Genomic DNA, 13,041 nt, shown 5'->3' on the forward strand with positions numbered 1-13,041 from the left:
CCACCCGCGCTACGGCTCCTCGGACTCCTTGGCGAGCGCGGACTGTTCGGTGAGCGCGGACTCCCCGGTGAGTTCGGCCTCCTGGGCGAGTGCGGCCTCTTTGGCCAGCTCGGGCAGCAGGCCGCACATCGCCTCGTGCTGGTCCGGGCCCATGACGTGGGTCAGGGCCCGGGTGACCGTCGAGGCGAGGGCGCCGGAGGCCTCCTCCAGGTGGCCGCGGGCCTTGTCGGTGAGGGCCACCTCGATGCCCCGCTTGTCGCCGCAGACCGACTTGCGGGTGACGAGCCCGGCGTGCTGGAGACAGGCGATCTGGTAGGTGAGGCGGGTCTTGGGGCGGCCGAGGAGTTCCGCGATCCGCGTCATGCGCACGCCCGCCCGGGGCTGCTCGGCAAGCAGGCACAGGATCAGGAACTCGTCGTGCGAGACGGCGAGGCGCTCCTTGACGACCGACCGCAGCTCCTGCTCCACCGCCCCCACTGCCCCCAGCATCACCATCCAGGCTCGCAGCTCCTTGGGCAGCAGGCCATCACCCTGCGCGGAAGGACATTCGGGCAGGTCGGTGGGGTGCTCCTCGGGGGCGGCCATGGTGTCGAGTCTACCCGTTGTCCAATTTTGGACCGAAGGGTTGTCCATATTTGGATAATGAGCTAGCGTGCAGTCATCCAAATTTGAATCACTGGTCTCCCTGGATCCCCGCTCACTGCTCACTGGAGAAGATCATGACCGTTGCCGTCGAAACCGGTGTCTGGCAGCTCGACACCACCGCTTCCGCCGTCGCCCTGCGCCACAAGACGATCTGGGGCCTCGTCACCGTCAAGGGCACCTTCGGCGCCGTGGGCGGACAGGGCGAGGTGCGGCCGGACGGCTCCGCCACCGGCACCCTGACCCTGGACGCCGCCACCCTCGACACCAAGAACAAGAAGCGGGACGAGCACCTGCGCTCCGCCGACTTCTTCGACACCGCGAACCACCCCGAGATCACCTTCGCCGTCCGCAGTGCGAAGGCCGGGGCCGGCGACACCGTCGAGGTCTCCGGTCAGCTGACCGTGCGCGGCATCAGCCGTCCGCAGACCCTCACCGCGCGCCTGGCCGGCGCGGACGCCGACGCGCTCACGCTGGACACGGAGTTCACCGTGGACCGTGCCGAGTTCGGCCTGGGCTGGAACCAGATGGGCATGATCCGTGGTCTGACCACGGTCTCCGCCACGCTCCGCTTCGTGCGTTCGGCGGTCTGACGCCCGTCAGCCGGACCGGCCGGCCCGCACACCCGTGCCCCTCACCCGCAGGTGGAGGTCCATGCTGGACAGCGTCTGCGGTGTGGGCGTGAAGACCCGCAGCCGGAGCCGGGCCTTCGGCCCCGGCAGGGTGAACTTCCCATCGGTCGGCCGGATCACATAGCCGGCCGTGGTGTGCGCGGGCAGGGTCGCAGGCCCGCGCAGGATCGTCCAGTACTGGCGCAGCCCCTGGCCGACGGTGAGCATGAAGTGCGGTTCGAGAGCACTGTCGTCCGTGTTGGTGACCCGCAGGGTCAGCCCCGTGAGGACGTTCGCGTCCGCCGCCCCCCGGCGCACGGCGGCGATCTCCGTCCTGAGCGGCGGCTTCCCCGTGACCGCCACGACAGCGCTCACCAGGGCCGGTGCGACCAGCAGCACGGCCGCCGCGACCAGCGCGGGGCGCCGGTGGGGGCCGGTCAGCAGCCGCGGGCGCGGTTGCCAGGCCCGCGTGAACTCGGACGGGGGCGCGGTGATGGCGGCCGCCAGCCACAGCGGGGTCATCATCAGGTAGTAGCCGTCCTGGGACCGGGTCGCCAGATAGAAGGCGCACCAGGGCAGCACGGTCGCCGCCGGTCCCAGCCGGCGCATGAACAGGATCAGCAGTCCGAGCAGGGCCGCGGCCAGCAGCATGCTCGCCTGCCCGTACCAGTCGAGCCGGTCGCTGCCGTTGGTGAAGTACAGCGAGACGCCCACCAGGCCCTGCCCGTGCAACGTCGCTCCCTGGATCAACGGCAGCGCGATGCCGCTGAGCCAGGTGCCCGGCTCACTCACGACGAAGTACGTGTTGATCAGCAGCCACACGGTCGCGGCGACCCCGGCGATGCGCGCCACCACCAGCGCCGCGGCCCGTCCGCCCAGCTCACCGCGGCGCACCGCGTAGATGCCGGCCAGCAGGAACGGTGTCAGGAACCAGGGCAGTTGCTGTGCGGCGCACGCGGCACCCAGGCATGCGGCCCGCGCCAGACCGGCAGCTCCGAGTCGTCCGCCCTGCCCGATCCGCGGCCAGCGGACCACCACCGGGATCAGCAGGGCCAGCGCGGTGATCGCCGGATAGCCCTCGCGGCCATAGGTGGGCAGGAACCCGAAGCCGAGGCACGCCATGGTCGCCGCCGACCGCCACTGCACGGGCAGCATCCGCCACAGCACGACCGTGCCGATGATCAGAGCGCCCGTGCTCACCGCCGTCGCCGGGGCGCCGCCGTGGCCGATCCACAGCAGGGGTGCGGTGAGCAACGGGGCGAGCGGGGGATAGCCGTAGGTGTAGTCGTAGCCGCCGTCGAAGGTCGTGGTGAGGGCGATGCCCTTCTGGAAGAGCCAGGGCCACGGATGCCCGTAGACGGAGTGGCCCGCGGCCAGTTCCCTGGCGGCCTGAGTGGTCAGCACCGCTTCGTCCGAGCCGCCGTGGTTCATGGCCCAGGCGCACAGGGCGAGGACCACGGCGGTCACCAGCACGGCCGCGTCGAGCCGGGCGAGCGACCGGGCCCGGCGCACGACGAGCGCCAGCACCCCGCACACCAGGATCGAGGCGTAGCACACCGAGATGGCGGCGGCCACCGGTGGCCGGTGACTGGCCGCCTGGGTCCAGATCGCGCGCGTACCGATGAACAGGCTGACGTTCGCGAGCAGCGTCAGGACCCGATGCCACTGCGCGGGGGGTTCCGGTGCGGCGGACACCGCCGACTGCGTCCGCCGGCCGGGTGTCACCAGCTGCGTTTCTGCCAAGTGCACGTCGGAGCACGCTAGCCGGGCCCGGTGAGCGGTGCGTGGCCGGAGGTGAAGAGTCCGGTGTGAGGCGGGTAAGAGCCCCGTTAGGGCAGGAACCGGTCCATACCTGACGGCATCTCATCACCGACGAAACGGTTGTGACGGTCGCGGACCGTGTCGCAGTTGGGCCGAACGGGTGACTTGGCGTAAGAATTGACCGGTGCAGGCAATGAGTGCGAGTCAGTTCGGGGGGAGCCGGTGAACAGCCACGACGTCACCGATGAACAGTGGGAGGGGCTCGCCCAGGTCGTGCCGCTGCGTGGCCGCGACGCCTGGCCGTCCGCGGTGGACCACCGCGCGGACCCGGACGCGGTGACGGAGACGCGCCGCCGTTTCGTCGTCCTCAGGGTCAATGTCTTCGCCGACGCCCGCGAGGTCGCCGAGACCCTGATGGCCGGCATTCCCGTCCTGCTCGACCTGAGCAGCGCGGAGAGCGAAGTCGCCAAGCGTGTACTGGACTTCAGCACCGGAGTCGTCTTCGGTCTCGCGAGCGGCATGCACCGCGTCGACCGCAACGTCTTCCTGCTGACCCCGGCGGACACCGAGGTCACCGGCCTGATGGAGAGCGCCGGAGTGTCCGGCTCCTGACCCTGGTCCCCCGATCGTAGGAAGCTCCCGACGCCGTAACGGTTCGTCTCCCGGGCGGAGCCCTACGGTCCGGATCATGACCGTGTCATCTGTACCGTGCGGGCCCGCCGACCGAACCGTGAGCCAGGCGTCCCGCACGCAAGCGTGCCTGCCGCCCGAGCCCGACCCCGGCACATCTTCCGGAACAGGCGGCCCTGCGCCGTCTGCGACCGACGCATGTGAGCCGGCCACCCCCGCGGCCTCCGAGCCAGGTGTCCAGGCGCCGTCGGTGCCGACTGCGCGCAGGAGGACGGCCGGGCCGCAGACCCGTGTGCCGGAGGCCAAGGTTCCGCAGTCCCCGCCCCGTACCGCCGCGGACCGCGCCCGCCCGGAGCGCCCCTGTGTCACCGAGCTGCGGCTGTCCGCCTTCGCCGGGCATCGGCGGGCCGAGTTCGTGCTCGGGCCGGTCACCCTCTTCGCCGGGGGCAGCGGCTGCGGAAAGACGAGCGCGCTGCGGGCGTACGAGGCGCTGGCCCGGCTCGGTGGCGGCGCCGAGGTCGGGGAGGTGTTCCCCGACGCCGCCGACTGCGTGCCGCAGCGGGCGCGGCCCGACGCGCAGCGGCGGCGCGGCTTCCGCATCGGCTGTACGGCCGACGGGCCCGAGGGGCCGGTCCGGCTCGACGTCGCCGTGCAGGCCGAGCCCGAACTGCGCATCGTGGGCGAGCGGTTGACCGCGGGTGGGCTGGTGCTCCTGGAGACCGCCCTGCGCGACCCCTCCCGCCGCACCGTGCAGGCCGCCTGGCACACCGCGGGCTCGGCACCCGTGACGCGTGCTCCGCTGCCCGACGACCGGCTCGGCACCGCGCTGCTGCCGCTGCGCGTGGCCGGCAAGACCCACGGACAGCGCCGGGTGCTCGCCGCCGCCGAACAGATGGTGGTCGCCCTGCGGTCCGTCTTCGCCTGCGATCCGCGCCCCGGCCGAATGCGGTTTCCCGCCCCGCTCGGCTCCGGACTGCTCCTCGGCGGCTGCGAAAACCTCGCCGACGTCCTGTGGCGCACCCGCGCCGAGTGCGGACGGCGGCACGCCCAGCTCGTCGGCGCGGTGCGCGCCGGATGCGCGGGGCCGGTGGCCGACGTGCTCGCAGAGCCGCTGGGCGACGGGACCGTCCAGGCGCTGTTCGACCGCGGCGACGGTTTCCGGTCAGCTCTGCGGCGGCTGGGCGACGGCGAGTTGAGGTATCTCGCCCTCGCGCTGGTCCTGCTGACCGGGCCGGGCGTCCTGGAGGTGGACACCGCCGCGGAGGTGCCCGCGGCGATGCAGACACTCACCGTCCTCGCCGACGGCTTCGACCGCTCGCTGGACCCGCGGCAGCGACGGGAACTTCTGCGGCTGGCCCTGCGCATGGGCGGACGCGGCCACATCCGCGTCGTGGCCACGGTCAGTGACGCGTCGTGGGCCGCCGCAGTGGACGGGCCGGAGCCCGTCACGGTGGTACACCTGGAGCCGTGACCGATCATCTCGACGTGGCGACACTGCAGCGCAGGCTGGCCGACTTCGCCGCCGCCCGCAACTGGCAGCCGTACCACACCCCCAAGAACCTCGTCGCCGCGCTCAGCGTGGAGGCATCCGAACTGGTCGAGATCTTCCAGTGGTTGACGCCGGAGGAGTCGGCCCGCGTCATGGACGACCCGGACACCGCGCACCGCGTGACGGACGAAGTCGCGGACGTGCTCGCCTACTTGCTGCAGCTGTGCGACGTACTGGACATCGACCCGCTCGCGGCGCTGGACGCGAAGATCGACCGCAACGAACGGAGGTTCCCGGCGCCGTAGTCGAACAGGGCAGCCGCCGGGAGTGGTTCAGTCCACTTTCACTCTCCGGAGTCAAATTCCAGCCTGAAATCGATTTGTTGTCCACAGATTTCGGTCTTCCTCTGGCTTTTCGTCCCGCACACCCTCACTCTGGGTAGTGAACAACGGAGTTCGGGCGGGCGCGCGGGCAGCGCGTCCAGACAGACGGGGGCAGCGGCATGGACGCTGTGCGGCTCATCGTGACGAGCAGACGTGCCCTTGCAGGGAGCGGCGGCGCTCCGGAGACCATGACCGAGGTGTGGCAGGCGCAGGCCCTGGCGCAGGCGATAGGCAGCCGCCTCGCCGTCTCCGGCCCGCCCGAACTGCGCGGCGAGGCACTGGGGTTGACGGAGCTGGCAGGCCGCGGCTGTGGTGTCCTCGACACCCCTCACCTCGCCACCGAGGACCTGCGCGCGGCCCAGCTCACCGACCTGGGCGACGCCCGACAGGCCCTCCTCTGTCTCGGCGGCCTGCTGGGCGAGGTGGGCATCGCCCTCGTGGGACTCGCCTGCGCCGCGGACGACGAGAGCACCTACTGGCAGTGCATGGAGGCCATCGACGCGGCGGACGAGTCCAGGGACCGGGTCCGGGAGATGCTGCGCAGACTCGCGGACCGGGAGGAGGTGTTACCCGAGAGGGAGGCAGGTTAGAGCCCGGGTCTCAGCCGGCCTCGCTCTCCTCCACGCCCCGCCCCGCGGACTGCAGGTCCGCGTCCAGGGCCGACAGATCCGCGTTCAGCGCCGCCATCAGCTCCTCCATCTGCTGCAGCAAGCCCTTCGGCTGGCCGGTGCCCCCGCCCTGCTGCGGCACGGACTCTTCGGACATGACGGCCTCCTCGGCCCCGGGCCCCCTCGGGGAGGCCGAACGGGTGACATCCCGGCGACGACCGCCGGCGCGGGCGCCGGGCGGTCCGGCTCCGCACGAGCCAACGACCACCACCAGGGCGGGTCACTGGCGCGGGTGTGTACCCGCCCGCCGATGACGGATTTTCACCCGACCGTGGACGGGAGTGCCCGGAGGGACCGGCGAGGTTGACCGGCACCGTTGCGTGCAGGATGGAGGTATGGATCTTCGCATCTTCACCGAGCCCCAGCAGGGGGCCTCCTACGACACACTGCTCGCGGTGGCCAAGGCCACCGAGGACCTCGGTTTCGACGCCTTCTTCCGCTCCGACCACTATCTCCGCATGGGCTCCGTGGACGGCCTGCCCGGCCCCACCGACGCCTGGATCACCCTCGCCGGCCTGGCCCGCGAGACCAAGCGCATCCGTCTGGGCACCCTGATGACCGCCGGCACGTTCCGCCTCCCCGGCGTGCTCGCCATCCAGGTCGCGCAGGTCGACCAGATGTCCGGCGGCCGCGTCGAACTGGGCCTCGGCGCCGGCTGGTTCGAGGAGGAGCACAAGGCGTACGGCATCCCGTTCCCGAAGGAGAAGGTCGGCCGTCTGGAGGAGCAGCTCGAGATCGTCACGGGCCTGTGGCAGACCAAGGTCGGCGGCACCTTCGACTTCCACGGCAAGTACTACGACCTCACCGACTCGCCCGCGCTGCCCAAGCCCGCCCAGGAGAAGATCCCGGTCCTGGTCGGCGGCCACGGCGCGACCCGCACCCCGCGGCTGGCCGCACGGTACGCCGACGAGTTCAACATGCCGTTCGCCTCGATCGAGGACAGCGAGCGCCAGTTCGCCCGGGTCCGCGCCGCCGCCGAGGAGGCCGGCCGGAGGCCCGAGGAGCTCACCTACTCCAACGCACTGGTCGTCTGCGTGGGCAAGGACGACCAGGAGGTCGCCCGTCGCGCCGCCGCCATCGGCCGCGAGGCCGACGAACTGAGGGCCAACGGCCTGGCGGGCACCCCGTCCGAGGTCGTCGACAAGATCGGCCGTTACGCGGAGGCCGGCGCCGGCCGCCTCTACCTCCAGGTCCTCGACCTGAACGACCTGGACCACCTGGAACTGATCTCCGCCCAGGTGCAGTCGCAGCTGCCGTAGTCCGGGCCCGCCGCCCGCCGCAGGCGCCCGGAGACGAATGCTCCGGGTGCCTGCGGCGTTTCCTTTCCCCCACATGTCTCGATTGCTTACGCACGCCGTCAGAAAAACCGCCGGGCGAGTTTTTTGTGAAACGCCCGGGAAGTTTGAATGTGACGGTTGGGTTGCCCCTATCTCAGGTGGGTGTTTCTCCCTTTTCCCCGCTCTTTTTTGCTGTCCCTTTAAGCCTTTGACAAGCTGGACCGCCGTTCTTATTCTCGCTGGGTATTCGGAGCTCCGGCGTCGTGGCTCCAGGGGACGACCTGGTCGATGGGGGACGATGAACAGGTATTCGCCCGAATTGCCGGAGCGAAGCGGAGAGGTCTGTTCCGCTTCTTAGTTTCCCGACCGGGTTTCGTGCAGGCTTCGCTGCCCTATTTCGCATGCGTTCGAGCCTCGACCGCCCCATACCGCCCTGGCACATCATCATTACGCCCTCAGTGCGCCGGCTTCAGTGCGCCCTCAGTACGTCTCAGTACGTCCGAACGACATTCCGTACACCGTTCGGCATTCCGTCCCGGTGATCCCGGGTGCGGCGGCCGACGCAGAGGAAGAAGGCATCCCCACATGACCACAGCCGTGACGACGACGCGGACCATCGTGGACCTGTTGCGTGAGGCCGCCCGGAACCACGCGGAGTCCGGGCTGCGCTACCCCCGGAGCGCGGACGACCGGGACGCACCCCTGCAGAGCTACCCCGAACTCCTCGACGCCGCCCGCTCGGTCCTCTGCGGCCTCAGGGACCGCGGCCTCGCACCCCAGGACAAGGTCGTCCTGCTGCTGGAGAAGCCGCAGGAATTCCTCGCCGCGTTCTGGGCCTGCCAGCTCGGCGGGTTCGTGCCCTGCCCGATGGCCGCCCTCGGCGGCGACCCCGAGCGCTGGGCGGCCCAGCTCACCCACGTCGACACCCTCCTCGACCACCCGCTGATCGTCACCAGTGCCACCCTCGCCGCCGAACTCCCGCGCGCCGAGGGCCTGTCCGTCGTCCCGCTGGAGGAGCTGCGCGCCGAGCAACCCGCCGACACCTTCCACGAGGCCGACCCGAAGGACACCGCCGTCCTCGTGCTGACCTCCGGCTCCACCGGCAACTCCAAGGCCGTCATGCTCAGCCACGCCAACCTGCTCGCCTCCATGGCCGGCAAGAACGGCTACCACCGGCTGACCGCCGCCGACACCAGCCTCAACTGGGTCTCCTTCGACCATGTCGCCGCCCTGCTCGAATGCCACATGCTGCCGCTGTCCGCGGGCAGCACCCAGCTGCACGTCGAGGCGCCCGTGGTGCTCCAGGAGCCGCTGAACTTCCTGCGGATCGTCTCCCGCTTCGGCGTCACCATGACCTTCACCCCCAACTTCCTGCTGGGGCTGATCAACCCGCAGGCCGACCGGCTCGACGAGGAGGACGGCGAGGAACTCGACCTGTCCCGGCTGCGGCACATCATCAGCGGCGGCGAGGCCGTCGTCCGCACCACCGGCGAGACCTTCCTCAGCCGCTTCGCGCCCTACGGGCTGCGCGCCGACGCCCTGTGGCCGGCGTTCGGCATGTCCGAGACCTGCGCCGGCAGCATCTACTCCGTCGAGTTCCCGGCGGCGGACCAGGGCCAGGAGTTCGCCAACCTGGGCCGCCCCGTCGAGGGGCTGCGCATCCGCGTCGCCGACGAGGAGCACCAAGAGCTGCCCGCGGGCGAGGTGGGAGAACTCCAGCTCAACGGCCTTATGATCACAACCGGTTACTACAACGACGAGCAGGCCACTCAGGACGCGTTCACACCCGACGGCTGGTTCCGCAGCGGCGACCTCGGCCGGATCGACGACGGCCGGCTCACCCTGGTCGGCCGCAGCAAGGACAGCGTCATCGTCAATGGCGTGAACTACTTCAGCCATGACATCGAGACCCTGCTCGAAGGCCTCGACGACGTCGCCCGCTCCTACGTCGCGGCCTTCCCCACCCGCGCCCCCGGCAGCGACACCGAGCAGCTCGTCATCGCCTTCCACGCGGAGTGCGCCGACGGCGACGAGCTCGCGCTGTACCGGGTGCTGAGCGCCGTACGCAGCACCGTCGTCATGCACTGGGGCTTCAGGCCCGCACTCGTCCTGCCGCTGCCGAAGGACGCCTTCCCCAAGACCAGCCTGGGCAAGATCCAGCGCGCGCTGATGCGCAAACGTCTGGAGTCCGGGGCGTACGACGAGGTGAAGACCTACGTCGACGACGTCGTCCTGCGCCGCCTCGGCGGCTACACCGCACCCGAGGGCGACACCGAGCAGGTCCTCGCCGGGATCTACGCCGAGATGTTCGACACCGACCCCGGGCGGCTGAGCGCCACCGCCAACTTCTTCGACCTCGGCGGCACCTCGCTCGACATCCTGCGTCTGCGCTCCCTGGTCGCCCAGCGCCTCGGCGCGCACGACCTGCAGATCATCACCGTCCTGCGGTCGCCCACCGTGCGCGCGCTGGCGGCCCACCTCGACGGGGCCGCGGACGGCGAGCAGGAGTACGACCCGATCGTCCCCATGCAGACCACCGGCGACAGGACACCGCTGTTCTGCGTCCACCCCGGCGTCGGCGAGGTGCTCGTGTTCGTCAACCTCGCCAAGTACTTCGTCGGCGACCGCCCGTTCTACGCGCTGCGCGCCCGCGGCTTCAACCCCGGCGAGCAGCCCTTCGAGAGCTTCGCCGAGATGGTCGACACATACGTCAGGGCGATCCGCTCCCGTCAGCCGCACGGCCCGTACGCCGTCGCCGGGTACTCCTACGGCGGTGCCGTCGCCTTCGAAATAGCGAAGGTGCTCGAAGCTCAGGGCGAGCGCGTGGACTTCGTCGGCAGCTTCAACCTGCCGCCGCACATCAAGTACCGCATGAACGAACTGGACTTCATCGAGACCGCCGCCAACCTGGCGTTCTTCCTGGAGCTCATCGACAAGAAGCAGTCCCTCGAACTCCCCGAACTGCTACGGCCGTTGCCCAGGGACGAGCAGCTGGCCCAGTTCATCGACCACGCGCCCGAGGGCCGGCTCGCGGAACTCGACCTGACCTTCGAGAAGTTCAAGGCGTGGGCGGAGCTCGCCGACCGCCTCACCGATCTCGGACGCACCTACTCGCCGGCCGGCACGGTCCGCTCGCTCAGCGTTTTCTACGCCATTCCGCTGCGCGGCACCAAGGAGGACTGGCTCAACAACGAGCTGCGCCGGTGGGACGAGCACGTCACCGGAGAGAACCGCTACATCGACGTACCCGGCGAGCACTACACGCTGATGGGCCCCGCGCACGTGGCGACCTTCCAGTCGATCCTGCGCAAGGAACTCGACCGCGCCCTCGGCGACGCCTGACCCCCCAACCCCAGGAGGACAACCACCTTGAACGGCAAGAAGATCCTGGTGACCGGAGCCACCGGACAGGTCGCGGGACCGGTGGCCAGGGCGCTCACCGACGGCAACGAGGTCTGGGCGCTCGGCCGCTTCGGCACCCCCGGGGCACAGGAGGCGCTGACCCGGCATGGCATCCGTATCTTCCGCTGGGACATGGACGACACCGCAGCCGGCGCCCTCAAGGGCCTGCCGGAGGACTTCACCCACGTATTCCACTCGGCCGTACGGCGCGGCGAGGACGGCGACTTCAACGCGGCCGTAGAGGTCAACTCCGTCGCCGCGGGACGCCTGATGACTCACTGCCGTACAGCAGAAGCGTTCCTCTACGTCTCCACCGGCGCCCTCTACGCCCGCCAGACCCTCGACCACAAATACACCGAGACCGACCCGCTGGACGGCAAGGCCGACTGGCTGCCCGCCTACCCCGTCGTCAAGATCGCGGCCGAGGGCACGGTCCGGGCGTTCGCGCAGACCCTCGGCCTGCCGACCGTCATCGCCCGCCTCAACATCGCCTACGGCCCCGGCGGTTACGGCGGTGTCCCGATGCTGTACTTCAAGCGCATGCTCGCGGGGGAGCCGATCCCGGTCCCCCTGGAGGGCCAGAACTGGACCTCGCTGCTGTACACCGACGACCTCGTCGAGCAGGTCCCGCATCTGTGGAACGCGGCGAGCGTCCCGGTGACCCTGACCAACTGGGGCGGCGACGAGGCCGTCGGCATCACCGACTGCGTCCGCCACCTGGAGGAGCTCACCGGGGTGAAGGCCGACCTCGTACCGAGCGAGGTCACCCGTGAGACCTACCAGTTCGACCCGGCGCTGCGCCGCTCGCTCACCGGGCCGTGCAAGGTCCCCTGGCGCGAGGGCATCCGGCGCACCCTCGAGGCCATGTATCCCGAGTACCTCAAGAACTGAAGGAGCGGCCAGGCCATGACCGACAAACCCGATCCGCTGGCGCCGATCCACGCCGCCTACGCGGCCTTCGCGGCACGTGACGTGGGCGCGCTCCTGGACGCCTTCGACCCCGGCATCGAGTGGGTGCACCCCGAGGGCATGCACAAGTACGGCCTCGGTGGCACCAAGCACGGACACGCCGGCGTCAAGGAGTTCCTGGCGCACGTGCCCACCGTCCTCGGCGGAATGCGGCTGCACCCCGTGGAGTTCGTCCGCGAGGGAGAACGTGTGGTCGTCTTCGGCCACCGGGACATCACCTCGCTGAGCGGCCACACGGAGACACAGCCCTTCGTGCACTCCTGGGTGCTGCGCGAGGGCCGGGCGGTGCGCATGGAGGACATCTTCGACACCGTCGCCTTCCACCGTGTGATCGAGAGCTGACGGGCGACGATGACGTACGCCTGTCTCGGCCCGGAGGGAACCTTCACCCAGACCGCGCTGCGCCGGCTGCTGTCGGCGGTCCCTCCGGGCCGCGCACCGGCGCACCGCCCCTTCCCGAGCGTGCCGGCCGCCCTGGAGGCGGCCCGCCGGGGCGACTGCGACGCGGCGGTGGTGCCGCTGGAGAACTCGGTACGCGGGGTCGTCCCCGCCACCATGGACCAGCTGGCCTCGGCGGAGATGCACATCAACGCGGAGGTCGAGGTGCCGGTGTCGTTCGCGCTCATGGCCCCCGAGGGCGTCGCGCTGGAGGAGGTGACCGCCGTGCACAGCCATCCGCACGCGCTCGGCCAGTGCGAGGACTGGCTGCGCACCCGGCTGCCCGGGGCCGGTACGAGGACGGCCGCCTCCACCGCGGCGGCCGCCCGGCAGGTCGCCGAGACGGCCGCGCCCGGCCACGCGGCGATCGCGGCACCGGCGGCCGCCGACCTGTACGGGCTGAGGATCCTCGCCGGCGGCCTCGGCCGGGAGGAGGGCGCCGTGACCCGCTTCGTGGCCGTGGCCCCCCGCTGGTCCCACCCCGCCCGCACGGCCCGCGAACGCACCTCCCTGCTGGTCTTTCTCGGCCCCGGCGGCCCGGCCCTCGTGCCCGACGTCCTCAACGCCTTCCGCACCCTCGGCATCGCCCTGTCCTGGATCCAGTCCTGGCCGACGGGCCGCGCCCTCGGCAGCTACCACCTCTTCCTCGACGTGGACGCCCACATCGACACCGGCCCGCTCCGTCTGGCCATGGCGGCGGTCGGGTCCCTCGGCCTGGAGGTGCGCTTCCTGGGCAGCTACCCCCGCTGGACGGCAACCGGCTGACACGAC

Annotated in this window: 13 protein-coding genes; 10 read left to right on the top strand and 3 right to left on the bottom strand. The window is 70.8% G+C overall.

The window, feature by feature from the left end; genetic code table 11:
• Positions 1 to 9: 9 nt before the first annotated feature.
• Positions 10 to 585 carry a MarR family winged helix-turn-helix transcriptional regulator gene (locus LJ657_RS04515; protein ID WP_232646899.1) on the bottom strand — a complete coding sequence of 192 codons (576 nt, stop codon included), beginning with the start codon at positions 583 to 585 and terminating at the stop codon, positions 10 to 12.
• Between the two features lie 134 nt (positions 586 to 719).
• On the opposite strand from LJ657_RS04515, the gene LJ657_RS04520 reads away from it, so the two are divergent.
• Positions 720 to 1,235 carry a YceI family protein gene (locus LJ657_RS04520; RefSeq protein ID WP_232646900.1) on the top strand — a complete coding sequence of 172 codons (516 nt, stop codon included), beginning with the start codon at positions 720 to 722 and terminating at the stop codon, positions 1,233 to 1,235.
• Positions 1,236 to 1,241: 6 nt separating this feature from the next.
• Here the strand turns inward: LJ657_RS04520 and LJ657_RS04525 are convergent, their stop codons facing one another.
• The gene (locus LJ657_RS04525) at positions 1,242 to 3,002 is read right to left on the bottom strand and encodes a hypothetical protein (RefSeq protein WP_232646901.1); all 1,761 of its coding nucleotides are present in this window, start codon (positions 3,000 to 3,002) and stop codon (positions 1,242 to 1,244) included.
• A gap of 234 nt (positions 3,003 to 3,236) precedes the next feature.
• Between LJ657_RS04525 and LJ657_RS04530 the strand changes: the two genes are divergently transcribed.
• The 4 genes from LJ657_RS04530 to LJ657_RS04545 all read left to right on the top strand — a co-directional run bounded on the left by LJ657_RS04530 (position 3,237) and on the right by LJ657_RS04545 (position 6,106).
• On the top strand, positions 3,237 to 3,626 hold the full coding sequence (locus LJ657_RS04530) for a cell division protein SepF (protein WP_232646902.1): 390 nt from the start codon (positions 3,237 to 3,239) through the stop codon (positions 3,624 to 3,626).
• A gap of 310 nt (positions 3,627 to 3,936) precedes the next feature.
• On the top strand, positions 3,937 to 5,115 hold the full coding sequence (locus LJ657_RS04535; RefSeq protein WP_232647399.1) for an AAA family ATPase: 1,179 nt from the start codon (positions 3,937 to 3,939) through the stop codon (positions 5,113 to 5,115).
• Positions 5,112 to 5,438, top strand: a complete 327-nt coding sequence (locus LJ657_RS04540; protein WP_232646903.1) for a nucleotide pyrophosphohydrolase — start codon at positions 5,112 to 5,114, stop codon at positions 5,436 to 5,438. The genes LJ657_RS04535 and LJ657_RS04540 overlap by 4 nt, the downstream gene beginning before the upstream one ends.
• A gap of 197 nt (positions 5,439 to 5,635) precedes the next feature.
• Positions 5,636 to 6,106, top strand: coding sequence for a DUF6099 family protein (locus tag LJ657_RS04545; protein ID WP_232646904.1), 471 nt, complete (start codon positions 5,636 to 5,638; stop codon positions 6,104 to 6,106).
• A 10-nt stretch (positions 6,107 to 6,116) separates the two neighbouring features.
• Here the strand turns inward: LJ657_RS04545 and LJ657_RS04550 are convergent, their stop codons facing one another.
• Positions 6,117 to 6,281, bottom strand: coding sequence for a hypothetical protein (locus LJ657_RS04550; RefSeq protein WP_232646905.1), 165 nt, complete (start codon positions 6,279 to 6,281; stop codon positions 6,117 to 6,119).
• A gap of 238 nt (positions 6,282 to 6,519) precedes the next feature.
• Here LJ657_RS04550 and LJ657_RS04555 point away from each other — a divergent pair, with 238 nt between their 5' ends.
• The 5 genes from LJ657_RS04555 to pheA all read left to right on the top strand — a co-directional run bounded on the left by LJ657_RS04555 (position 6,520) and on the right by pheA (position 13,035).
• Positions 6,520 to 7,443 (top strand): LLM class F420-dependent oxidoreductase, encoded by a 924-nt coding sequence (locus LJ657_RS04555; RefSeq protein ID WP_232646906.1) that lies wholly within the window; start codon positions 6,520 to 6,522, stop codon positions 7,441 to 7,443.
• Positions 7,444 to 8,046: 603 nt separating this feature from the next.
• Complete coding sequence (locus LJ657_RS04560) at positions 8,047 to 10,803, top strand: non-ribosomal peptide synthetase (RefSeq protein WP_232646907.1); 2,757 nt, start codon at positions 8,047 to 8,049, stop codon at positions 10,801 to 10,803.
• Positions 10,804 to 10,830: 27 nt separating this feature from the next.
• Entirely contained in the window at positions 10,831 to 11,754 is a 924-nt protein-coding gene (locus LJ657_RS04565; RefSeq protein ID WP_232646908.1) for an NAD-dependent epimerase/dehydratase family protein, read from the top strand.
• Positions 11,755 to 11,769: 15 nt separating this feature from the next.
• Complete coding sequence (locus LJ657_RS04570; RefSeq protein ID WP_232646909.1) at positions 11,770 to 12,174, top strand: nuclear transport factor 2 family protein; 405 nt, start codon at positions 11,770 to 11,772, stop codon at positions 12,172 to 12,174.
• A 9-nt stretch (positions 12,175 to 12,183) separates the two neighbouring features.
• Entirely contained in the window at positions 12,184 to 13,035 is an 852-nt protein-coding gene (pheA, locus tag LJ657_RS04575; protein ID WP_232646910.1) for a prephenate dehydratase, read from the top strand.
• Positions 13,036 to 13,041: the final 6 nt, after the last annotated feature.

It is taken from the genome of Streptomyces guryensis, from assembly GCF_021261325.1.
In the GTDB taxonomy this organism is placed as follows: domain Bacteria; phylum Actinomycetota; class Actinomycetes; order Streptomycetales; family Streptomycetaceae; genus Streptomyces; species Streptomyces guryensis.

Excerpts from the sequence above, each read along its gene's own strand:
- LJ657_RS04515 (WP_232646899.1), bottom strand. The coding sequence starts at position 585 with ATGGCCGCCCCCGAGGAGCACCCCACCGACCTGCCCGAATGTCCTTCC.
- LJ657_RS04520 (WP_232646900.1), top strand. The coding sequence starts at position 720 with ATGACCGTTGCCGTCGAAACCGGTGTCTGGCAGCTCGACACCACCGCT.
- LJ657_RS04545 (WP_232646904.1), top strand. The coding sequence starts at position 5,636 with ATGGACGCTGTGCGGCTCATCGTGACGAGCAGACGTGCCCTTGCAGGG.
- LJ657_RS04550 (WP_232646905.1), bottom strand. The coding sequence starts at position 6,281 with ATGTCCGAAGAGTCCGTGCCGCAGCAGGGCGGGGGCACCGGCCAGCCG.
- LJ657_RS04555 (WP_232646906.1), top strand. The coding sequence starts at position 6,520 with ATGGATCTTCGCATCTTCACCGAGCCCCAGCAGGGGGCCTCCTACGAC.
- LJ657_RS04560 (WP_232646907.1), top strand. The coding sequence starts at position 8,047 with ATGACCACAGCCGTGACGACGACGCGGACCATCGTGGACCTGTTGCGT.
- LJ657_RS04570 (WP_232646909.1), top strand. The coding sequence starts at position 11,770 with ATGACCGACAAACCCGATCCGCTGGCGCCGATCCACGCCGCCTACGCG.
- pheA (WP_232646910.1), top strand. The coding sequence starts at position 12,184 with ATGACGTACGCCTGTCTCGGCCCGGAGGGAACCTTCACCCAGACCGCG.